At 66.3% G+C, this 21,796-nt stretch carries 22 protein-coding genes; 5 read left to right on the top strand and 17 right to left on the bottom strand.

Translation table 11 applies throughout. The annotated features are described in order from the left end of the window. Nucleotides 1-9 precede the first annotated feature (9 nt). Complete coding sequence (locus LG047_RS14905; protein ID WP_227967539.1) at nt 10-1,539, bottom strand: FAD-dependent oxidoreductase; 1,530 nt, start codon at nt 1,537-1,539, stop codon at nt 10-12. A gap of 346 nt (nt 1,540-1,885) precedes the next feature. Between LG047_RS14905 and LG047_RS14900 the strand changes: the two genes are divergently transcribed. Next, nucleotides 1,886-3,412, top strand: coding sequence for an outer membrane beta-barrel protein (locus LG047_RS14900; protein ID WP_227967538.1), 1,527 nt, complete (start codon nt 1,886-1,888; stop codon nt 3,410-3,412). Nucleotides 3,413-3,509: 97 nt separating this feature from the next. On the opposite strand, the gene LG047_RS14895 is transcribed toward LG047_RS14900, so the two are convergent. From LG047_RS14895 to LG047_RS14885, 3 genes are all read right to left on the bottom strand, one after another. Beyond that, nucleotides 3,510-3,779 (bottom strand): hypothetical protein, encoded by a 270-nt coding sequence (locus LG047_RS14895; RefSeq protein ID WP_227967537.1) that lies wholly within the window; start codon nt 3,777-3,779, stop codon nt 3,510-3,512. Between the two features lie 259 nt (nt 3,780-4,038). Beyond that, entirely contained in the window at nt 4,039-5,022 is a 984-nt protein-coding gene (locus tag LG047_RS14890; protein WP_227967536.1) for a hypothetical protein, read from the bottom strand. A 43-nt stretch (nt 5,023-5,065) separates the two neighbouring features. Then, nucleotides 5,066-5,770, bottom strand: a complete 705-nt coding sequence (locus LG047_RS14885) for an aldolase/citrate lyase family protein (RefSeq protein ID WP_227967535.1) — start codon at nt 5,768-5,770, stop codon at nt 5,066-5,068. Between the two features lie 98 nt (nt 5,771-5,868). Here LG047_RS14885 and LG047_RS14880 point away from each other — a divergent pair, with 98 nt between their 5' ends. Then, nucleotides 5,869-7,161, top strand: coding sequence for a DUF2336 domain-containing protein (locus tag LG047_RS14880; protein ID WP_227967534.1), 1,293 nt, complete (start codon nt 5,869-5,871; stop codon nt 7,159-7,161). A gap of 39 nt (nt 7,162-7,200) precedes the next feature. Here LG047_RS14880 and LG047_RS14875 read toward each other — a convergent pair whose 3' ends face one another. Together LG047_RS14875 and LG047_RS14870 are read right to left on the bottom strand one after the other, a co-directional pair. After that, nucleotides 7,201-7,488: a ferredoxin gene (locus tag LG047_RS14875; protein ID WP_227967533.1), complete on the bottom strand. Its 288-nt coding sequence runs from the start codon at nt 7,486-7,488 to the stop codon at nt 7,201-7,203. Between the two features lie 20 nt (nt 7,489-7,508). Beyond that, the gene (locus tag LG047_RS14870; protein ID WP_036283087.1) at nt 7,509-8,300 is read right to left on the bottom strand and encodes an NAD kinase; all 792 of its coding nucleotides are present in this window, start codon (nt 8,298-8,300) and stop codon (nt 7,509-7,511) included. Between the two features lie 212 nt (nt 8,301-8,512). Between LG047_RS14870 and LG047_RS14865 the strand changes: the two genes are divergently transcribed. Further along, entirely contained in the window at nt 8,513-8,680 is a 168-nt protein-coding gene (locus LG047_RS14865) for a hypothetical protein (RefSeq protein WP_158497293.1), read from the top strand. Here LG047_RS14865 and LG047_RS14860 read toward each other — a convergent pair. The 8 genes from LG047_RS14860 to LG047_RS14825 all read right to left on the bottom strand — a co-directional run bounded on the left by LG047_RS14860 (nt 8,674) and on the right by LG047_RS14825 (nt 17,312). Next, on the bottom strand, nt 8,674-9,594 hold the full coding sequence (locus tag LG047_RS14860; protein WP_227967532.1) for an ROK family protein: 921 nt from the start codon (nt 9,592-9,594) through the stop codon (nt 8,674-8,676). The genes LG047_RS14865 and LG047_RS14860 overlap by 7 nt on opposite strands. Then, nucleotides 9,591-10,304 carry a pentapeptide repeat-containing protein gene (locus LG047_RS14855; protein ID WP_227968508.1) on the bottom strand — a complete coding sequence of 238 codons (714 nt, stop codon included), beginning with the start codon at nt 10,302-10,304 and terminating at the stop codon, nt 9,591-9,593. The genes LG047_RS14860 and LG047_RS14855 overlap by 4 nt, the downstream gene beginning before the upstream one ends. Nucleotides 10,305-10,397: 93 nt before the next feature. Beyond that, entirely contained in the window at nt 10,398-11,123 is a 726-nt protein-coding gene (locus LG047_RS14850) for a hypothetical protein (RefSeq protein ID WP_227967531.1), read from the bottom strand. A gap of 22 nt (nt 11,124-11,145) precedes the next feature. Beyond that, complete coding sequence (locus LG047_RS14845; protein ID WP_227967530.1) at nt 11,146-11,793, bottom strand: OmpA family protein; 648 nt, start codon at nt 11,791-11,793, stop codon at nt 11,146-11,148. A gap of 984 nt (nt 11,794-12,777) precedes the next feature. Further along, complete coding sequence (rnhA, locus tag LG047_RS14840) at nt 12,778-13,236, bottom strand: ribonuclease HI (RefSeq protein WP_036283096.1); 459 nt, start codon at nt 13,234-13,236, stop codon at nt 12,778-12,780. After that, complete coding sequence (gene thrB / locus LG047_RS14835) at nt 13,233-14,198, bottom strand: homoserine kinase (protein ID WP_227967529.1); 966 nt, start codon at nt 14,196-14,198, stop codon at nt 13,233-13,235. Before thrB ends, rnhA begins: the two co-directional genes overlap by 4 nt. Before the next feature lie 25 nt (nt 14,199-14,223). Next, nucleotides 14,224-15,192 (bottom strand): 4-hydroxy-3-methylbut-2-enyl diphosphate reductase, encoded by a 969-nt coding sequence (ispH, locus tag LG047_RS14830; protein ID WP_036283099.1) that lies wholly within the window; start codon nt 15,190-15,192, stop codon nt 14,224-14,226. Between the two features lie 155 nt (nt 15,193-15,347). Further along, nucleotides 15,348-17,312, bottom strand: a complete 1,965-nt coding sequence (locus LG047_RS14825) for a bifunctional diguanylate cyclase/phosphodiesterase (RefSeq protein ID WP_227967528.1) — start codon at nt 17,310-17,312, stop codon at nt 15,348-15,350. A gap of 228 nt (nt 17,313-17,540) precedes the next feature. On the opposite strand from LG047_RS14825, the gene LG047_RS14820 reads away from it, so the two are divergent. Further along, a complete protein-coding gene (locus LG047_RS14820) occupies nt 17,541-18,494 on the top strand; it encodes a DUF937 domain-containing protein (protein ID WP_227967527.1) in 954 nt (317 codons plus the stop codon). A 9-nt stretch (nt 18,495-18,503) separates the two neighbouring features. Here LG047_RS14820 and LG047_RS14815 read toward each other — a convergent pair whose 3' ends face one another. Continuing rightward, a complete protein-coding gene (locus LG047_RS14815) occupies nt 18,504-18,668 on the bottom strand; it encodes a Flp family type IVb pilin (protein ID WP_084679029.1) in 165 nt (54 codons plus the stop codon). A 304-nt stretch (nt 18,669-18,972) separates the two neighbouring features. On the opposite strand from LG047_RS14815, the gene LG047_RS14810 reads away from it, so the two are divergent. Next, a complete protein-coding gene (locus tag LG047_RS14810; protein ID WP_227967526.1) occupies nt 18,973-20,361 on the top strand; it encodes a glutamate--cysteine ligase in 1,389 nt (462 codons plus the stop codon). A gap of 93 nt (nt 20,362-20,454) precedes the next feature. Here LG047_RS14810 and LG047_RS14805 read toward each other — a convergent pair whose 3' ends face one another. Both LG047_RS14805 and LG047_RS14800 read right to left on the bottom strand, forming a co-directional pair. Next, a complete protein-coding gene (locus LG047_RS14805) occupies nt 20,455-20,781 on the bottom strand; it encodes a porin (RefSeq protein WP_227967525.1) in 327 nt (108 codons plus the stop codon). A gap of 271 nt (nt 20,782-21,052) precedes the next feature. Next, entirely contained in the window at nt 21,053-21,793 is a 741-nt protein-coding gene (locus LG047_RS14800) for a 16S rRNA (uracil(1498)-N(3))-methyltransferase (RefSeq protein ID WP_227967524.1), read from the bottom strand. Between the last annotated feature and the right edge of the window lie 3 nt (nt 21,794-21,796).

The following is a 21,796-nucleotide window of genomic DNA, read 5'->3' as shown; positions in this document are numbered from 1 at the left end:
GAAACCGGCTTACTTCGCAAGCGCGCCGATCGCCTGCTCAAAGGCGACTTCGGCGCGCAGGCTTTCGAGATCGCGACCCAGCGTCGCCACCGCAAGCTTGCGGTCGCCATTGTAATAGACGACCGCGCAATCGCCCGCCGCCGGGTCGCCGGAGACTTCGGCGCGATCCCATGTCGGCGCATGGCCGACATAGGAAATGACCTGATCGTAGTGCTGGCTCCAGAAGAAGGGGGCGGCGTCGAAGCGCTCCTTCCCGCCAAGCATGTTGCGCGCGGCCGTCTGGCCCTGTCGCCCGGCGACGGCCCAATGCTCGACGCGGATGTTTTCGCCGGTGATCTTGTCCGGCCAGCGGGCGATGTCGCCGGCGGCGTATATGTCGGGCGCGCTGGTCTGGAGATATTCGTCGACAAGCACGCCCTTGTCGACGGAGAGCCCTGCGCTTTCGGCCAGCGCCACATTGGGCAGCACCCCCACGCCGATGACGACGAGGTCGGCGTCGACCGTTCCCCCGCTTTTCAGCGTCAGCGCGCGCTCGCCGATTTCCGTCGCCGTGTCCTCGAGATGGAACATGACGCCGTGATCCTCATGAAGCTTCTTCACATGGGCGCCGAGCTCCGGCCCCAGAATGCGCGCCATGGGCACGGACTCGGGGGCGATGACATGGACGTCGAGACCGCGCGTTCGCAGCGCCGCGGCGACCTCGAGCCCAATGAAGCTCGCGCCGATCACCGCGACGCGCCGGGCGCCGCCGCTCCCGGCGATCAGCCGGTCGGCGTCGGCGAGCGAGCGCAGGTAAAACACATGGGGCCGATCGGCGCCGGGGGTCGGAAGGCGCACCGGATCGGCGCCGGTCGCGAGCAGCAAAGCCCCGAAAGCGACGTCGGCTCCATCATCGAGGGTGAGGCGCTTCGCCGAAACATCGAGCGCCTCGACGCGGCGGCCGAGACGAAGCAACACGCCATGATCGCGATACCAGGCGGGATCGCGCAGCGGCAGCCATTCCGGCTGCGCGGTCCCGGCCAGATAATCCTTTGAGAGATTCGGCCGGTCGTAGGGCTCGGCCGGATCGGCGGCGATCATTTCGACGAGGCCGTCATAACCTTCTGTCCGCAAGGCATGCGCGGCGGCGAAGCCGGCGGCCCCTGCCCCGACGATCACGACCGAGCGCGGCGCGGCGCCTTCATGCCTGCGCTCGGGCGCCGGGAGCTTCTCGCGAGCGAAATATTTGCCGTCGGCGCTCTCGACCCGCCAGCGCTTGAGCGCGTCGAAGGCCGGCGCCCGCAGGGCCTGCCCGCTGCGCAGGCTGAAACAGGCGTGATGCCAGGGGCAGCGAATCGTGTCGCCGACAACGAGGCCGTCCTCGAGAGGGGCGTGGTAATGCGTGCAGGCGGCGCCCACGACGAAGACCTCATCGCCCCGGCGCACCATGATCGCGTCCTTGCCACCGACATGTCCGCGCAGCGGCGCGCCTTCTGAGAGGGACGCCGCGTCGATCCCGAGAGCGAAATCGGGTCCCGAAACCTCATTGCCACCGCCCATTTGCGCCTCCCCGGTCCTGTTGCGCCGTCACGACGCTTTTCATTGCAGGATGGCGCAAAACCGCCGGCGAACAAGCTCCACAATGCAGCGAATCACCCTCATCGGGCTGATGGGAAGATCGTCGCGGGAAAAGCGGCCGCCCTCGCGTGAAAGTTAACAAACTCAAAATATGGATGGTTTCGGGCATTGTCTGAATGTGACATTCTCGCCACATCCAGCGACACAAATTTTCTGCAAAGCCAATTTTGCCCACTATATAGGCAAATGCGTTCCAGTTGAGCTTGAACGGACCCGGACCTGAGAGTGAAATCAGACCAGTTCTTCTCCTCCCCTTGGAGTTCCTGGCATGAAGTGGACCTATCTATCGACCGTCGCCGCCATCTCGCTGGCCGCAGGCATGTCCGGCGTCGCGCACGCCCAGACCAAGCTGCTCGACGTCGACCCGACGCTCATCGAGGAGAACCAGGCCGCCCCGGCGCCTGCCGCAAAGCCCGTCAAGAAGAAGGTCGCCATTACCAAGGGTCCCGCCCCGGTCGCTCCTCCGCCGGCCTGGATCGATACGCTGACGGTTGACGGCTACATCGAAGGCGGCGTGGCGTTCAACTTCGGCCAGCCCTTCAACAAGCTCAACTTCGGACATCTGTACACAGACCGCGCGAACTGGCCGACCTTCAACGGCGCCGTTCTGACGGCGCAACGTCCGCTCGACCCGAAGGCGACCGGCTATGACTTCGGTTTCAAGGTCCAGGTCGGCGTCGGCGAGGACATGCGGTACAACCACTATCTCGGCGAGCTCGATTACGCGATTCCCTCGCGCACACAGATCGCGCCGATCGAAGCCCATGCGCTCGCGCATCTTCCCTGGGTCAGCCCGATCAGCGAAGGCGGCATCGACGTCAAGGTCGGTCAGTTCGTGACCTATAACGGCGCCGAGCTCATCTACGCCAAGGACAACCTCTTCTACAGCCACTCCTACATCTTCAACTTCGGGCCGTTCTTCCACACCGGCGTCATGGTTACGACCCACGCCAAGCCCTGGCTCGACATCTACACGGGCGTCACGACCGGCGTGAACACCAGCATCGGCTGGCCGGGCGACAACAACGCCTCGGCGTCGTTCCATGGCGGTTTCGGCCTCAACCTGCTCGACGGCGCTCTGACCGTAATGGGCATCGTCCACCACGGCCCGGAGAACCCCAAGCAGACCGGCGACTGGCTGACCCAGACGGCGGCGTTCTGGCCCAATACGGCGCTGGGCTGCGCCTGCAACCCGAACACGGCCAACCGGACTTACGTCAATCTGACGACGACCTGGAAGGCGACCGAGAACCTCACGCTCATCACCGACATGGCGTATAACCGCGAGAGCGGCTGGAACACGATTTCCCAGACGGGCCTGCCGGCGCAGACGCTTGCGGACATCGACGCCGCCTTCGGCACCAACTTCGCCGGATATCCGCTGAAGCCGCAGGGCGCCGACGCCTACGCGGTCGCGCAATACGCGTCCTACAAGGTCAACGATCTGTTCAAGGTGAACGGCCGCATCGAATATTACCGCGACAACAAGAACTTCTTCGTCGCGGGCTTCCCGGGCTACTTCGACGCGGTCAACCTCGCCCACGGCTTCGCCTGTCCGTCGTGCATCTTCGCCGGGCCGGGCAATGTCGGCACGAGCTATCTCGCGCTCACTGCGGGCGTGACCATTACGCCGGAGATTCCAAAGCTGCCGATCATCACCGGCCTGATCCTGCGTCCGGAGTTCCGCTGGGACACGGCGGTCAACGGCGCGACCCCGTTCTTCGGACCCAATGGCCGCAAGAGCACGCAGGGCATGTTCAACATGGACGTGATCATTCCCTTCTCGCTGCTCTGACGGCAAAGCCGCTTCCGTCTCCAGGCAAATCGAAAAGAAGCTGGCGCCTCTCGGGGCGCCAGCTTTTCTTTTGCCCGCCGTTCAGCGACGCGCTGGATCAGCAGCCGCCGCTCCAGTGGCGGATGCCTTTCGCGGCTTCGGCCGGGGAGTTCGTGGTGAAACAGCCGCCATGGCTCGGCGCAGTCGCCGCCCGCTCCGTGGGCTCGGCGCCGCCCGCATAGGCGTAGAAATCGGAGTGGTGGACAGGAACCCGAACGCCATGGTCGCGAGCCGCCGCCGCGCCAGTGGCCCCGGCGACCGCGCCGGCGCACAGGCCGGCCAGGATGAGAACGCGGGCGCTGAGGCCAGCAAATTTCGACTGCGTCATCTTAACATCTCCTGACTGGCCTGATTATTTCGCAGCCGATCGGCTGAAATTTTGAGCGATATCCGCACAAATCTTGATCACATTGTTCAATTTATAATCAAATGGCGCCAGTCAGAAAGGGCCACCCCGAGCCATTATGTACAACCACAGTGGTTCCAGTTGTACAATCGAAAGCTGGGCCACGGCGAGCCATTCGCGCCAGCCACGATAGAGCCAGAAAGCCTTTTGGAATCAGGACCATAGGAGGTAGTCAGCCGCGCTACTGAGCCGGCTCGACCTCGGGTCCGGCGTCCTTCGCGATCACTTCCACATCCGCGTCTTTCGTGGACTGGACCCGGAAGGTGTTCTGGAAGGTCTTGCCCTCGTGACGAGCGATGGCGACATATTCGCCTTCGGCGAGCACGAGCGACGGGAAGGCGCCGATCAATTCGCGAATCACGTCGCCGCCGGGGGTCAGCACCGAGAAGGTCGTATTGGCGAGAGCCTCGCCGCCCGGCGCCTTGACGAGCTTCAGGGTCATGGTGGCGGCGTGGTGCTTCAGCGTCGCCTCGATGAGCTTGCCGGCCGGGACTTTCAGATCCGCCGTCACGACGGAGTTCGTGGCGTTGTTGCCGCCCTGCGCGCCCTGCGTCGTGTCGAGAAGCGTCGAGACGATATGGTAGGATCCCTCTGGCAGGGAGATGATTTCATCCCCCCTTGCGTTGGCAAGGACGAGCTTGGCTTCGGAATTGCCGCGCTCCGGGACGTAAATCGAGATCGACAGGCGTTGCGGCGGGATTTTCGTCTCGCCCAGCATGTCGACGATCTTCAGCCCGCCGGCGTTCAGCGGCACGCGCTCGGAAATATTGCGCCCTTCGACGACGATTCGGCGGGTGACGCCCGCAAGACCATAGGACGCATGCACGACATAGGCGCCGTCAGGCAGCGGCAGGGTCGGCGCGGCCTCTTCGGATTGCGCGACGAGCTTGTGGGAGCCGTCGGGCTGCGCGCGCTCCTCGAAGATGCGCCAGACGACGCCCGACCGAACGGGCTGGGCGTCATTGGACGCGAGGGTCGCCGTGAGATGAAGGGTCGAAAGGCCCTCCGTGCTGGCCGGGGCGGCGGGCGCGGGCTCCGGCGACGGCCGGACCTGCGCCGGCGGCGCGTGTCCGCGCCGATGCGTCGGCGCGGCGGCCGCCACGCTCGGGACGGCGAGCGCGACGAACAGCAGTCGCCCCGCCTTCTTCAAAATGTCCTGCTTCATGTCCGCCGATCTATGGCGCCGATCATGGCTATTTGTCGATTCGTTACGCCGCGTCGAAGGCGGCCTTGATGACCTCGATCTGGTCCAGCGCCTGCGCCAGCATCCCGGAGAAGCCCTCGCGCCGCGCCGCCGCGCAGGCCGTTTCGAGCTTCGCGCAATCCTTCGGCGCGCAATCGAGCGCAGGCACGCCCGCGGCCGCCGCCGCGAAGACGAGCAGCGCGCGCGCCGTCGACAGCGGCGCCGCTCCTTCCGCGATTGCGCCGGACATCGCGTCGAGCAGCGACGCCTCGTCATAGGCCAGCGCCGTCAGCCGCGGCGAGGCGCCGGCGTATGTTCCCAGCTGGAAGATCGCCGCCGGGGTCTGCGCGGCGAGAGCGACGACGTTCGTCGATCCTTCGGCTACCCCCGCGGCCGCCTCGCGCACGGCGAGCTTGACGGAAAGCTGCTGCAGGTCGGCACGGCCCGCGCAAGCTTCGAGAAAGACCCCGCCCGGCAGCGCCCCGGCCAGCGCGTCGAGATCCGCCTCGACGACAGCGCTTCGCGCCGGCGCGACCTGCACGAAGATGCGCGGGGCGGCGGGACGGCAGCGGGCCTCAGTAATTATAAGGCGCGCGCGTTCTCTGGCGCGGCGGCGCGCCTCGTTTTCGACCGGGGGCCCCAGCCGCAGGAGCAGCGCCGCCGCGCCGCATCCGAGCGCGGGGGCGAGCGCCTGCTCAGCGTCCGCTGGAAGGATCAGACAGGAGCGCATGCGACCCCGTTACTGCCGACCTTAAGCCAGCATTTACCATAAATCGCCATGATCCCTACCAGTTAACCGCCTGCGGGCTGGAGAGGATCGGGCTGCCAATGATCGTGCGTAATTTCCTGTCATGGGCGCAAACGGCTCCTGCGGCGCAACGCGCCGAGGGAGCAGGCGCGCTGGCGCGGGCCTATCTTTACTCCGATCTCGACGCTCATGCGCGTCGCGAGACGGAAATCGCGCTGATGTCGCTCCTCGACGATCCGTCGCCGCTGGTGCGCAAAGCGCTCGCCGACAATTTCGCGAGCGCGGCCGACGCCCCGCACGCCATCGTCTCGGCGCTCGCGAGCGACCAGTCCGACATCGCCTCGCCGGTGCTGTCGCGCTCGCCGCTGCTGACGGAGGCCGAACTCATCGACTGCGCCGCAATCGGCGACGCCTTCGCGCAAAGCGCCATCGCCCTGCGCGCCTACGTGCCGGCCGGCGTCTGCGCGGCGCTGGCCGAAGTCGGCGCGCGCGAGGCGGCGATCTCGCTTGCGGTCAATCCCGGCGCGGACCTTCCCGAATTCTCCATGCGCCGCATGGTCGAGCGCTTCGGCGACGACGGCGAAATGCGAGAGGCCCTGCTCTCGCGCCCCTGGCTGCCGGCGACAGTGCGCAACGATCTCGTCAACGCGACCGCGGCCAGCCTCACGGCTTTCGTCGTCGATTGCGGCTGGCTGACGGGCGAGCGCGCCAAGCGCCTCACGCGGGAGGCGCGGGACAAGGCCAATGTCATCATTGTCGCGGAGGCCGCCGAGCGTGACGGCCGGCAAGGCGTGCGCGACCTCGTGGCGCATCTGCGGGCGTCGAACCAGCTCACCGCGACCCTCGTGCTGCGCGCGCTGCTGTCGGGCAATCGCGACCTGTTCGAGGCCGCGCTCGCGGAGCTCTCGGGCCTGCGCGAGGAGAGGGTCGCGGGGCTCGTGCGCGATTTCCGCGGCGCCGGCTTCGCCGCGCTTTACGCTCGCGCCGGGTTGCTCGAGAAATATCTGCCCGCCTTCCGCGCGGCGCTCGAGGCGCAGCGCGAATACGCCGACGTGAATGGCGGCGAAGCGAAGCTCAGCCTCGTGATGATCGAACGGGTGCTGACCGCCTGCGAGGAAATCAACGGCGGCGAACTCGACAAGCTGATGGCGCTGCTGCGCCGTTTCGAGATGGAGGCGGCGCTGGAGGAAGCGCGGATCGAGGCCGCGCGTTTTGCAGCGGAAGCGGAAGCCGCGCGGATCATCGCGACCGCGCAGGCTCCGGAGATCGTCGCGCCGGCGGCTTTCAACGATTCCTTCTCCTCCGCCCCTGCTTTCGAGATCGCAATCGACATGGCGTCGATCGAGGCGGAACTCATGCCGGAAGCGGCATAGCGTCGGCCGGGAGCGGCGCGCCGCCCTGCCGGCCGCCGATCAGTCGAACGAGCTGGCTTCCTCCGTCACGAAACGCGCGAGCTCCTCGGCGGAGGCGAAGCTGATCCATTTGCCCGCCGGGTAGGCCACCGCGACCGGCCCGTGCTGGCAGCGCCCGAGGCAGCCGGCGGCCGACACGCGGACGCCTTCGCGATCGGCGGCGGGCAGCGCGTTTACCGCCGCTTTCGCGATTGCGAGCGCCTCCTTCGCGCCGTGATCCTCACAAGCGGGCCGCCCTTCGCGCTTGTTCGTGCAGACGAAGAAATGTCGCCGAAAAGGTTCGATCAAGCAAAAGCCTCCCTCATCGCTCAATAGCCGAACTGCTCCCGCAGGATTCGCTCTTCCAGCGAATGGCCCGGGTCATGCAGCAGTACGAGATTGGTGCCATGGTCCATCTCGATGTCGACGAAGGCGAGGTCGCGGAATTCGTCGTGATCGGCGACGACCGAGACCGGCCGCTTGGCCGAGTCGAGCACCTCGATCCGCACCCTGGCGGCGTCGGGCAGCAACGCGCCGCGCCAGCGTCGCGGACGAAAGGCGGAAATCGGCGTCAGCGCCATCAGCGGCGCGTCGAGCGGCAGGATCGGGCCGTTGGCGGAGAGATTATAGGCGGTCGAGCCCGCAGGCGTCGAAACCAGCACGCCGTCGGTGATGAGCTCCGGCAGGCGCTCCTGCCCATTGACCAGAATGCGGAGCTTGGCGATTTGCGACGTCTGCCGCAACAGCGAGACCTCGTTGATCGCATGGGCGGAAAACTCGTCGCCCTGCACGTTCACCGCGTGCATCAGCAGCGGGTGGATGATCGACGGCTTGGCCTCGCTGATGCGCTTGCGAAGGCCGCTCTCGCGATACTGGTTCATCAGGAAACCGACCGAGCCCCGGTTCATGCCATAGATCGGCTTGCCGGAGTCCATGTAGCGATGGAGCGTGCGCAGCATGAGGCCGTCGCCGCCGAGCGCGACGATGCAGTCGGCGTCCTCCGGCGGGACGTCGCCGTATTTCTCGACCAGCCGCTTGCGCGCCTCCTCGGCCTCCGGCGTCCCGGACGCGAGAAAAGCGAGCTTCTTTGCCGTTGTCGGCGTGTCGCCGGAGGCGCCCATTTCTCATCCCTTGTTCAGGACGCCCGAACAGCGCCGCGACAGACCTTCGCATACACCGGCCCGCAAGGACGGAAAATGGCCGCCCCGGCATTTCCCGCCGACCTTCGCAATTTTAAGTAAATCTGAAATCCTTGCTCAAAAACCGGCGTTTACAGATAGGCGTGTACAAAATCGGCATAAACCCCGGGTGAGGGTTGGAGTCCCTTGAAATCATGTCGAAGCTGGCGTTCCTCGCGAGCTTTCTCGCGGCGTTCATCACGATGGACGAACAATTCTTTGGCGGCGAAACGACGCGGGCGGTCTGGTATGGCGTCAGCGATGCAGCCCATGCGGCGGAAAAACAGATCCACCGCTGGACCCATCCTGTCGGCCGTCACTGAGCCTCGTCTAGCCACAGCCAGGCGGCCCCGCGCACGCCGCCGGAATCGCCGTGGACGTTGCGCAATATTTTCGTGTCCAGCGCGTCCGTAAAGGCGTGGCGCGCGACACGCGCGGTCAGCCCCTCGTAGATTCGGGCGATGTTGGAGACGCCGCCGCCGAGCGCGATCACGTCCGGATCGAGAATGTCGATCAGCATGGCGAGCGCGCGCGAGAGACGGTCCTGATAGGCGTCGAAAGTGGCGAGCGCAGCCTCTTCGCCTTCATCGGCCCGCGCGACGATATCGAGACCCTTCACGGCCTCCCCCGTGCGGACGAAATAATCATGCGCGAGCGCCGGGCCGGAAAGAAAAGTCTCGATGCAACCGTCGTGGCCGCAGAAGCAGCGCCGGCCCGGATATTCCTGCGGCGTCATCCACGGCAGCGGCGTATGGCCCCATTCGCCGGCGATGCGATTGCGGCCCGCATGCGTCTTTCCGTCGATGACGACGCCGCCGCCGACGCCGGTGCCGAGAATCACGCCGAAGACGACGCGCGCGCCCCGCCCGGCGCCGTCCACCGCCTCGGAGAGCGCGAAACAATTTGCGTCATTCTCGACGCGCACGGGACGCTGAAGCGCCCGCGAAAGATCGGCGACGAGCGGCTTGCCATTGACGACGGCGGTGTTGGAGCCTTTCACAAGGCCAGTGTGGGTCGAGATCGATCCCGGACCGCCGACGCCGACCGTTCCACGGCGGTCGGTTTCGAGTTCGAGATCGTGAACGAGCGCGACGATGGCCCGCACGATCTCTCCATAGTCATGCGCGGGCGTCTCAACGCGGCGGCGGGCGAGGATCTCGCCGGAGAGATCGAGCGCGATCGCCTCGATCTTGGTGCCGCCGAGATCGACGCCGATGCGGATCGATTCATGACTCATTTTCGGCGGGCGCGATCGAGATGCTGGGCGTTCTGGAGCGCGCTTTCGGCCGATGCGTCGATCTGCGCGGAGTCGAGATCGAGGTCCTTGGCGTTCGCCCCGGTCAGGATGACGCCGGCGAGATCGGCGCCGGAAGCGTCGGCGTTCATGAGATTGGCGCCGGTGAAATCCGCGCCGGCCGCATGGGCGAAACGCAGATCGGCGCTCATCAGATTGGCCTTTTGGAATTGCGCGCCCTCGAGCACGGCCGAACGCAGCACCGCGCGCATCAGGCCCATCGACTGGTTCTTCATGTCGGCGGAAAGATCGGCGCCGTTGAACTTCGCGCCGCGCAACGACGCGCCGGTGAGATCACCCGCGACGCGGGCGCCGGAGAAATCGGACCCGTCGGCCCGCATGCGCTGCATCTGCGCGGCGAAGGCGTGCGCGCCTTTCAGCGAAGCGCCTGTGAGGTCGGCCTCCATCATCCAGGCCTGATCGAGAATGGCCCAGTCGAGATTGGCGCCGGAAAGCCGCGCCTTGTTCAGCCGCGCGGCGCGAAAATTTACGCCGGAAAGATCGAGGCCGGAGAGGTCGAGGCCATTGAGGCTCTTGCCCGAAAAATCCACTTTAACGCCCGCCTTGCGGTTCTTCAGAGCGGTTTCGACATCGGCGCGCGAGAGTTCGGCCTGAGAATAGGCGGGCTGCGAGAGATCGACGCCCTGCAGCATGTCCTGCGCGTGAAGCGGCGCAGGCGCGACGAGGAGCGCACAGAAAAGCGCGCGCGCAAATGGACGCAAATTCGACACGTCGCCCCTTCCCTCTCAGGCGCGCTCCACTGCTTCATCGGCCTCGATGAGCGCGCGCGCCTGCTGAATCCACTTACTGCGTTCGACGCGACCGGGGGCGCCGATGGCCGCGCCGATCCATCTGGCGTTGTCCAGATTCCACGCGGCGATCTGATCATAATGGAAAACGCCGAGCGCGTGCAGCTTTTCGACGCTCTTGGGGCCGAGCCCCTTTATGCGGGCGAGATCGTCGGGCGCGCCGCCGCGCGGCGCGGCGAGCCTGGCGGGCGGCAGGCCGGGCAGCGATTTCTTCGCGGGCGGCGCCTCCACCGCAATGGCGGGCGCAACATCGGCGGACGCGGGCGCTTCAGGGGATGCGACGGTCTCCTGCGGAACGATGATCGGCTCCGGCGCCGCGACGATCGGCCCCTCGCGACGCGTGACGACGACAGGCGCGACTTTCGGACGCTTCGGCTCGGGCGCGCCGCCGAGGGATTTCAGCGCGCCGCCGACCGGCAGGCCGACCGCATAGGCGAGGCCTGCGAGAAGCGCGATGTCGAAAGTCGCCGCCGTGCGCCCGCTCAGCATTTCGAGCCAGGAAACCGCGCCGCCTATGGCGAGCGCGAGGACGCCCGCGACGATGATCCAGCCGCCCGAAAATGTCGCGCTCTTCGCCGTATTGAAAGTAACGAAGCCGACGAGCGCGCCGAGGGCGAGGGCGCCGGCGAACCATGGCCAACCGAGCGCAACCAAATACAGCATAAGCCTTCTCCGTTGCTCGCAGTTATCGCACGACGAATTCGATGCGCCGATTGCGCGCCCGATTTTCGTCGCTGTCGTTTGGCGCGACGGGACGCTCGCTTCCGTAACCGGCGGCCGAAACCCTGGACGAATCAGCGCCAGCCTTGATGAGGCGGTCGACCAGGACCTGCGCCCGCCGCTTCGTTCGGCTGCGATTGATTTCCTCGATGCCGAAATTGTCGGTATGCGCAGCGACCTCGATTGTCGCGCCCTGACAACGGAGCACGGTCGCCGTCAGCGCGTCGACGAGCGGCGCCGAGTCCGCGGCGACAGCCGAATCATCCGTTTCGAAGATGATCGGCGTCCGCGCGAGGTCCGTAAGCGCCGTCCGGCAGGCGGCGGCGTCGAGCGGCGATCCGGCGGCGCGCGCGCCAAGGCGCCCGTCGTTCCTGAAACTCTTCGGCAGCGCCGCCGCGAAAGCGGCTTCGACCTCGGCGCGAGCTTCGTCGTAATGCGCGGCGCCGGTGAGCGTGACATTTGCGCCGCGGATCGAAAGCCTGCCCTCGGCAAGCCGCGAGAGCGCGGCGAGCGAGGCGTCGACGGCTTCGATGAAATTCGGCGGCGCGCCTGTGGCGATGGACAACCGGTCGGCGACCGTCGCGCCGAAGAAGCGGCGCCGCGCGGCCTCCACGATGCGCTTGCGCGCCCCCTCGTCGGGCGCGAAGCCGGTAAGCGTCGCCTCCGCGCCCTCGCGCGTCGCGCCGAAGACATAGGCGACACGGGGCCGGCCGCGACGTCGGCCCGGGCGAGTTCGAAGCCCTGCGGCAGTCGCGCCTTCGCCTCCGCTTCGATGGTCTCGGCCCGCACATTCTCGCGGCCCTGTCCCTCGACCGAGACCTTTCCGCCGGCGATAGCGACCCTGCCCTGCGACAGGCGCCCCAGCGCCTCGAGCGCGAAGCCGACCGCGGCGGCGTAGTCTCCCGTTGGCGCGGCGGCGTCGATCCGCGTCGCGTCGCTGACAGCCGCGCCCGCGCCGAGCGCCGCGATCTGCGCGACGACGGTCTTGCGCAGCTCTTCGCTCGGCAACTGACCGGAAAGCGTGATCATGCCCTCGCCGATCGCGGCCGAAAACGCATAGGGGTTCCCGCCGGGCGCGTCACGCGGCGGCGGCGGAGCGGAGTCGACGGGTTTCGCGATCGCGACGACGGTCGAGGCGCTGGCGGCGAGTTTTCGCAGTCCCGGCGCCATCCGCAGGTCGTCGAGCGCGTCGGCGGCAAGGCTGACGCCCAAAATCGTCACATCGCGGCCGGAGACGGATATTTGCGGCGAGCCGCCGCCCTCCGGCGTCCGCGCGAGCAGCGACGCCGCGCGGGATTGCAGATCGGCTTCGATCCGCGGCGTCAGATTCGCCGCGGCGAAATAAACAAGACCGGCGAGGATCGGCAGGCCGATCCACCATTTTCTGGGCTGGTGCATGGACGTCCCGTCTCCGTGCGGAGAGAATCAGCAAAGACGCGCATACTCTTGACTGCATGGTTGCTTGGCGCCCGCAGGTGTCAAGATGATGGCCGCAGAAAGAAGGGCGCGGCTCGCGCCACGCCCTTTCAGGTTTGAAGAAGAGAGTCCTGGGTATTGATAAGTCAAATAGGCGCGCCCGCGCGCTGTGCAAGGGGGCTCAGGCCGACGCCGACCGGCGCGGGAGAAAGGGCGCGAGGCCGGCGCGCGCGAGCGCGTCTGCGCGGTCGTTCATCTCATGGCCGGAATGGCCCTTCACCCAGTGCCAGTGGACGTCATGCCGCTCCTCGGCGGCCTCCAGGCGCTGCCAGAGCTCGACGTTTTTCACCGGCTTCCTGTCCGCCGTGCGCCAGCCGCGGGCTTTCCAGCCCTTGATCCAGGAGGTGACGCCGCCGCGCAAATATTGCGAGTCGGTGTAGAGATCGATCACGCAAGGCCGCGTCAGCGCCTCCAGCGCCATGATGGCGGCCATCAGCTCCATGCGGTTGTTGGTGGTCAGCGGCTCGCCGCCGCTTATTTCCTTTTCGTGTTCGCCGAACCGCAGGATCGCGCCCCAGCCGCCGGGGCCCGGATTGCCGGAACAGGCCCCGTCGGTCCAAATGGAGACGCGTTTCGTCATGGGGCCAGGCCGTATCCGCTCACGCCCTCCGCGGCGCGGTGGAAACGCAGTTTGGCGGCGTATTCGAGCGGGTCTTTCGGTCGCACGAGCGCGCCCTTGGGCACGTTCAGCCAATCCACGAAACGCGTGAGCAGGAAGCGCAGCGCCGCCCCGCGCGCAAGGAGCGGGAAGGCGGCGATCTCCTGCGCGGTCAGCGGCCGCAGCCGGCGATAGGCGTTAAGCAGCGCCACGCCCTTCTCCGGCTGGTAAACGTGATTCTCGTCGAAGCACCAGGCGTTGAGGCAGATCGCGAGGTCGTAGGCGTAGGCGTCGGTGCAGGCGAAATAGAAGTCGATCAGGCCCGAAATCCGGTCGCCGAGGAAGAAGACATTGTCGGGAAAAAGGTCGGCGTGGATGACGCCCCCGGGAAGTCCCTTCGGCCAGTTGCGCTCGAGATGGTCGAGCTCGGTTTCGACCAGTTCGCGCAGACCTTCCGCCACCTCGTCGGCGCGCGCGGCGGAGGGCGAAAACAGCGGGCGCCAGCCCTGAACCGACAGCGCATTGGCGCGCGTGAGCGGAAAGCCCGCGCCGGCGACATGGAGCCGCGCAAGCGCCTCGCCGAGCGCGGCGCAATGGACGGGCTCGGGATGATGGATCGAGTATCCGTCGAGAAAGGTGACGATGACCGCCGGCCGGCCCGCAAGCCGGCCGAGCGAAGCCCCCGCACGGTTTTTCACCGGCTGCGGGCAGGTGACGCCCTGCGTCGCGAGATGCTCCATCAGCCCCAGGAAAAAGGGCAGATCGGCCTCCGCCACGCGCTTTTCGTAAAGCGTGAGGATGAAGCTGCCGGCGCTCGTGTGAAGATAATAGTTCGAGTTCTCGACGCCCTCCGCAATTCCCTTGCAGGAGAGGAGTTCGCCGAGATCATAGGTCGCGAGAAAAGCGATCAGCTCCGCGTCGTCGACCTGCGTATAGACTGCCATGGCGTCGTCCCTGAGAGCGGCGCCCTCAGGCGATCGCGCGCAGCTCCTTGGGCAGGGGGAAGGACACGCTCTCGTCGGCGGTGGAGACGGTTTCGACCGTTATCTCATAGCGCTCGGCGAAAGCGTCCATGATCTCCTCGACCAGCACTTCCGGAGCCGAGGCGCCGGCGGTGATTCCGAGCGAGGAGATATTGCCGAAGATCTCCCAGTCGATCTCTCCGCGGCCCTGAACGAGCTGCGCGGGCGCGCCGGCGCGCTCTGCCACCTCCCGCAGGCGCTGCGAATTGGAGGAGTTGGGCGATCCCACGACGATCACGGCGTCGACATGCGGAGCCACTTCCTTCACCGCCGCCTGCCGGTTGGTGGTGGCGTAGCAGATGTCTTCCTTGTGCGGCCCGACGATCTGCGGAAAACGGCGCATCAGCGCATTGACGATCTCCTGCGAGTCGTCGAGCGACAGCGTGGTCTGCGTCACATAGGCGAGGTTCGACTCGTCGTCGAGCTTCAGACCGGCGATGTCGTCGACCGACTCCACCAGCACCACCGCGCCATCCGGCAGCTGCCCCATTGTGCCGACGACTTCCGGATGGCCGGAATGGCCGACGAGCAGGACCCGGCGGCCGCGCTTCCAGTGGATTTCGGCCTCGCGGTGCACCTTGGTGACGAGCGGGCAGGTCGCGTCGATCGCGAGCAGATTGCGCTCCGCCGCCTCGGCGGAAACGGATTTCGCGACGCCATGGGCGGAGAAGATCACCGGCGCGTCGGTGCTCGGGATTTCCTCGAGCTCCTCGACGAAAATCGCGCCTTTTGCCTTCAGGGATTCGACGACGTAGCGGTTGTGCACGATCTCGTGGCGCACATAGACCGGCGGGCCGAATTTGGCCAGCGCGCGCTCGACGGCGTCGATGGCGCGGACCACGCCGGCGCAGAATCCGCGCGGCGAGCACAGAAGGATTTTGAGCGGCGGCTTCATACCGCGAGGCTGAACGTTCATATTGGCGCCTTCGGCAATTGGCGGGTGGCGGCGCCCGGGGCCCGCGTTCCGCCCGTGGAGGCCGCCCCCGGGGGGCCGGCCGCCCGCTTGTTGCGGCAGTTGGCGCAACTGATGTCGCGCCGGCGGGGGTCTGTCAAGCCGCGCGGGGGGCGAGGCTATTCCGCCGCGCGACGATAGCCGGGCTCGCGCTCGCCGGCCAGGAGATAGGCGGCGACCTCCGGCTCGGCGATCGGTCTCGAGAAATAATAGCCCTGCGCGATGTTGCAACCGATGCTCGCGAGCGCCAGCACCTGTTCGGGACGCTCCACCCCCTCGGCCACGCAGGTGACGCCGATGTCGGCGCTCAGCGACTGCAACGCCTTCACGACATTGTAGCTGATCTCGTTCGTGGTGATGTCGACGACGAAGCTGCGGTCGATCTTGATCTTGTCGAGCGGCAGATTGCGCACATGGCTGAGGCTCGAATAGCCCGCGCCGAAATCGTCGAGCGAAATGCCCACGCCCAGCGCCTTGAGCGCCCGGATCGTCTCGCATGCCTGGTCGAAATCATGAGCGATCGTCGTCTCGGTGATCTCGAAATCGATGCGCCGCGGATCGACGCCGCTGCGGTGGATGATGTCGATGATCTGCAACACGCCATCGGCGGCGGAAATGTCGTGCGCGGAAAGGTTGAAGGAGAGCCGCACCTGCTCCGGCCAGTCGTTGGCGGCGGCCAAAGCCTTGCGCAACAGCACCTTGGTGAGGCGGCGGATGAAGCCAGAGCGCTCGGCGACGGGTATGAAATTGGCGGGCGACACCTCGCCGAGCGAGGGGCTCGTCCAGCGGGCCAGCGCCTCCAGCGCCAGCGTGCGGCCGGTGCGCGCGTCGACGATGGGCTGGAACACCATGGAGAGTTCGCTCTCCAGATCGGCGCTGTTCAACGCCAGTTCGATCACGCCATATTTGCGGATCTGCTCCTCATGCTCCTGCGAGAACAGGATCGCCTCGCCGCGCTTGTGGCGTTTGGCGTAATAGAGCGCATAATCGGCGCGCTCATAGAGCCGCGGCGGCGTGTCGGCGCTGTCGGGAAAAACCGCGAAGCCGACCGACGAGCCGATGCGCACATCGAGTTCGCCGAGGTAGAAGGGCGCACGAATCACCGCGATGAGCCTGCGCCCGAAGTCGATGATTGCGCGGTCGGACGGGTCTCCCGCGACGATCAGCGCGAATTCGTCGCCGCCGAGCCGATAAAGCCTCGCGACTCCTTCGCAGCAGAGCTCCATGCGCCGCGCCGCCTCGACGAGCAACCTGTCGCCGACAAGGTGGCCATGCGTGTCATTGACGGGCTTGAAGCCGTCGAGATCGACGACGCCGATCGCGAGACGCCGGCGCGACAGCTTCGCGGCCGTGAAAGCCTCGTCGAGCGCGCCGAAAAAATTGCGCCGGTTGGCGAGTTCGGTCAGGCTGTCGAGATTGGCGAGACGAAGATTTTCGTCGCTCAGCCGCTGCGTCTCATCCTGTTTCTGCATCAGTGATTTGCGGGATTCCACGAGATTGGAGAAATCCCGGTAATAGGCGAACAGCACCGCCAGCATCGCGACGGTGACGAGGGCGATGTTGACCGCCATCGCGCGCAGGTTCGCCTGATCCTCGAGCAGGAAATAGAGGATGAAAGGCACGTTGACGACCAGCGCGACCAGCAGCGCCGCGGATCGCACATGCATCAGACAGAAGATGCAGCCGATGACCGTTATCGCGATATAGAAGGCGACCTGACCGCGCGCATATGCGTCGCCGTAATGATAAAGCGACAGGGCCCAGGCCGTGAAGAGGAATGAGAGCACGATCGCCAGCCGGTTGGCCTGCTGCAGCAGCCGCAAGGCGCGTTCGTCGCCAACGCATTCCGCATCGTGGGAAATCCAGAAGACGAAACGCGCCGCGCAAAAGAGACAAAGGGCGCCGGGAAGATAGAGCGAAAGATAGTTCGGCGCGACGCCATGGAAGGCGTAGCAGATCGCCAGCGAGTTGGTGATCAGGATGAAATAGAGCAGCGGGATCTGTTTGGAGAACGCCGCATATTGCGCTCTGACAAGCTCCACATTGTCGCCCGAAACCGTGAAAAGCTTTCTTGCAAGAGACATTTTGAACGTCCTTGGGTCGCAATCATTGCGACATGAACGATTGTAGACACGCTTGCGTCTGCCAAAGGTTAAATGAAGGGATCGAAGCCGAAAGACGCGAAATCATGATGAACGCTTTGACAGCGAGGAAATGAAATCGTCTCGCGTTTTGGCGATAATCGGATACCATGATTGCAATCAGGGAAGCGTCAGAAATTCCCCGGCGCGAAAATCTGGAGGGAGAGAAGCATGGCGGGCCTCGACGAAATTCTGTACTCGGCGCAGGGTGGACAGCTTGTCGCCAATCTCGCGCAGCGTTTCGGCCTGAGCGAGGAGCAGATGGAAAGCGCGATCAAGGCGCTCACTCCCGCGCTCGCCATCGGCCTCAGCAACGCGGCCGAGGAGCCCGCCGCATTCGGCAAGGTCGTCGGCGCGCTCTCGGCCACCGAGCGCTATTCCTTCTTCGACGAGCCCGAGGCGTCGCAGTCCGACGACTCGGTCGCGATGGGGCGCGATCTCCTCACCGACCTCTTCGGTTCGCCCGATGCGGCGGGTCAGGTCGTGCAGGTAGCCGCGCGCGAGTCGGGCGTCAGGCCGGACATTCTCAGCCAGCTTTTGCCGGTGCTCGCCTCGATCCTCATCAGCGGCCTCGGAAAAGCGATCAGCAACCAGGGCCTTGGCGGCGTTCTCGGGCAACTCGTCAATTCCGGCGCGCTCAATGACATCCTCGGCCAGGTGCTCGGCGGCGGCCAGGCGCCCCGGCAAGGCGGCGAAGCGGGTCGGGCGCCGGGCGGCGGACTCGGCGATATTCTCGGACAGGTGCTCGGCGGCGGGCGCGCGCCGCAGCCGGGTCCATCCCCCACGCCGCCAGGGGGCGGGATGGCCCGCGCTCCCGGCGGCCTCGGAGACCTTCTGGGCGGGCTGCTCGGCGGGCTTCTGCGCGGCCGGCGGCCGCCGCCCGGCATGGATCGCGGCCCCGCCGACGCAGGCGGCGGCTTCAATCGCGGCGGGCCGCTCGACGTCGATTCCGGAATGGGCCGCCCGGGGCCGTCGGGACTGCCGGAGGGCATCGACGAGGCCTCGCTGCAGCAGGCGATCGAGCAGATCCAGAAGACGCTGAAGGTCGGGAAAAGCGCCCCAGCGAACACGGGCGGTCAATCCGATCTGGAGAGCCTGCTCGGACAGTTGCTGGGAAAACGCTAGAGTCGGAAATCAGAAATTGCCGATGAGCTTGCCGTAATAGAGCGTCGACAGCTTGGTGCCGATGGTCGTCGAGCCCGCAATAATGATGATCGACACCATAAAGGCGATCGTCACATATTCGAGGGCCGTCGCGCCTCGCGTGTCGACAAGAAAATTGCGCAATGACCGTAGCATCGTGCCTCCATGGCCGGTGAAGCTAAAGCAGGATTCTGTCAAAAACCTTAATTACTTCGCGGGCGTTTAATCAGACCACGGAGGGTCGGCCCGCCGGATCCGGAGGCGCGCGCCTCTCCCCTTCGGCGGCCTTCGCTCATGGACTTGCGCGCGGAGCGCTTTTCCGGCAATCCATCCGCCGGGGGCGCCGGACGACCGTGGCCGGGCGGCGCCCGAATCCTCCCCGGAAAGCGGCGCCCGCCGCCTTCCCCCAGCGCCTTCGTCGATCGCATCGACCCCTCTACTATGGAAAATCTTCTCTGAAATGGCCCGCGACGTATCAGACACGACGCCGATCACGTCGCAAAATGCGCTCGTCGAATCGCTGGAAGCCGGTTGCAAGGGCGTCGACGCCGTGCTGCGCATCGGCACGGAACACGAGAAGATTCCCTTCTACGCCGACAGGCTTGCGCCCGTGCCCTACGAGGGCGACGGCAAGCGCGGCGGCGTGCGCAGCCTTCTCGAAGGCCTGCGGGAGCGTATCGGCTGGGAGCCGATTCTCGACCAGGACAATCTGATCGGCCTCGCCGATCCGCGCGGCGGCGGCGCCATATCGCTCGAACCGGGGGGGCAATTCGAGCTCTCCGGGGCGCCGCTCGTCGACGTTCACGCCACCCAGGCGGAACTCGACGCCCACCTCAGCGAACTCGGCGCCGTGGCGCGCCCGCTCGGCGTCAAATTTCTCGATCTCGGCTGCAGCCCGAAATGGTCGCGCGCGGAAACGCCCGCGATGCCCAAGCAGCGCTACGCCATCATGTCGGCCTATATGCCGAAGGTCGGCTCGCGCGGTCTCGACATGATGTTCCGCACCGCAACGGTGCAGGTGAATCTCGACTTCGTCAGCGAGGCCGACATGGTCGAGAAGATGCGCGTCGGCATTGCGCTGCAGCCCGTCGTCACCGCGCTTTTCGCCAATTCTCCGTTCCTCGACGGCAGGCCGACAGGGCAGTTGTCGCAGCGCTCCTGGATCTGGCGCGACACCGATCCGGATCGCACCGGCATGCTGCCCTTCGTCTTCGAGGAGGGTTTCGGTTTCGAGCGCTACGTCGAATATGCGCTCGACGTGCCGATGTATTTCGTCAAGCGCGGGGACGTCTATCACGACGTCGCCGGAGCGAGTTTCCGCGATCTTCTGGCCGGCCGCCTGCCGCAATTGCCGGGCGAGCGCGCGACGATGTCGGACTGGGCCAACCACCTCTCCACCATCTTTCCCGAGGTGCGGCTCAAGACCTATCTCGAAATGCGCGGCGCCGATGGCGGGCCGCGGGCGCATATGACCGCGCTGCCGGCCCTTTTCGCCGGGCTCTATTACGATCGCGTCGCGCTCGATCAGGCGCTTCAGATGACAAAGGGATGGAGCGCCGCCGCGCGCGAGACCCTGCGCGCCGAAGTTCCGACGAGGGCGCTGGCGGCCGGGATCGAGGGGCGCAGCGTGCGGGACATCGCGCGCGACATGCTGGAGATAGCGGCGGCGGGCCTCGAGCGCCGCGCGCGCCTTGATGCGCAAGGGCGCGATGAGAGAATCTATCTCGCGCCGCTGGAACGGATTGTGGAAGAAGGCCGGACGCTGGCGGAACGCCGGCTGGAAAGCTACCGCGGCGCCTGGAGCGAATCAGTCGACGGCGCTTTCACGGACTGCGTCATCCCGATGTAAAAAAACCTTTCCGGCCAGATCGAACCGGAAAGGCTTCTGATCTCATTGGCGTAACGCCACGCCTTCACGCGAGAAAGTCCGCCCGGCGTCTCCTCAGCGCGGGAACAGGTCGTTGAGCCCGAAGGGCGCGACCGGCTGAAGGTTGGCGGCGCGAGCGGCGGCGTGATGCACGCCGTCCTGCATGGCGGCATAGCCCATCGGCGCGATCGGGGTGCGGGCGATGTCGACACGCACATGGCCGCCGATCCGAACGCATCCGTTCGATCCCGCAACCGCGACGTAGTCCGAACCATAGCGCGCGCAATGGCTGACGGTCTCCGCGCCGGCCGGCGCGACGGCAAAGGTCGCAAGCATGGCTCCGAGCACGCTGGCGCTCGCGAAACCGGAAGATGCGAGGGGGCGTAAAGCGGCGAACATCATGGGTTGGTCAGCCTCGGTTCCGATTGTCGCGCGCCGCCGGGCGACGCGTCGGCCAATCTGGCCCAGTCAATTTTTTGCGGTCGGGTTTGCCACTGAGCCGCCTTCCGCGACCTTGCGACGACGCCCTCCCGTCACCCGATCAATAGAGCCGAACATCGTGGCAGGATCGTGTCGCAATTGGCCAGGTCGTCCGTCTCATTTGGGATAGGAGCAATTTTCACTTTATTTTTCGTATAGTCGAAAGGTTAACGGTTGATGGCCGCACGAGCCCTCAGCGCCAGTCGCCGATCGTCGCCTGCACGACGGCGAGCGCGGCGACGGCGGCGGTGTCGGCGCGCAGCACGCGCGGCCCGAGCGACAGACGGACGACATTGGGGAGACGCGCGATCGATTCGCGCTCGACGTCGTCGAAGCCGCCCTCCGGCCCGACGAGCAGACTGATTCCCCCGCCTTCCCTCCCAGCGAGCGCCGCGACGGGATTGGCGATCGGCGCGTCCTCGTCGCAGAAGACGAGAAGCCGCCCCGCGGGAAAGCCCGCCAGGAACTCGGGCAAATCCGCGGCCTCCCCCACCTCCGGCACGGCGAGAACGCCGCATTGCTCGGCGGCCTCGACGGCGTTGGCGCGCAGCCGCGATGTATTGACGCGGCGGACCTGGGTGCGGCGGGTGACGACCGGAAGGAGCCGGCCGGCGCCCATTTCGGTCGCCTTCTGGGCCATATAGTCGAGCCGCGCCTGCTTGAGCGGGGCGAAGCAATAGTCGAGGTCGGCGCGCGGCGTCTGGGGACGAAGCTGCGCGCCTACCGCGAGCCGGGCCGAGCGGCGGGTCACCTCCCGCAATTCCGCCCGAAATTCGCCATCGCGGCCGTTGAAAAGAACGATCGGGTCGCCCTCGCGCAGCCGCAGGACGTTCAGCAGGTAGTTGAGCGCTTCGGCGGGCGGGAGAACGTCGGCCCCCGGCGCCAGCGCGCTTTCGACGAAGAGACGCTGAGCGGAGAAGTCATAATGTGACAAGAT

Origin of the sequence: Methylocystis sp. WRRC1 (assembly GCF_020733155.1) — a bacterium.
In the GTDB taxonomy this organism is placed as follows: Bacteria; Pseudomonadota; Alphaproteobacteria; order Rhizobiales; family Beijerinckiaceae; genus Methylocystis.
Note: the sequence above shows the minus strand (reverse complement) of the source record. Positions and strands in the feature narration are given on the sequence as shown.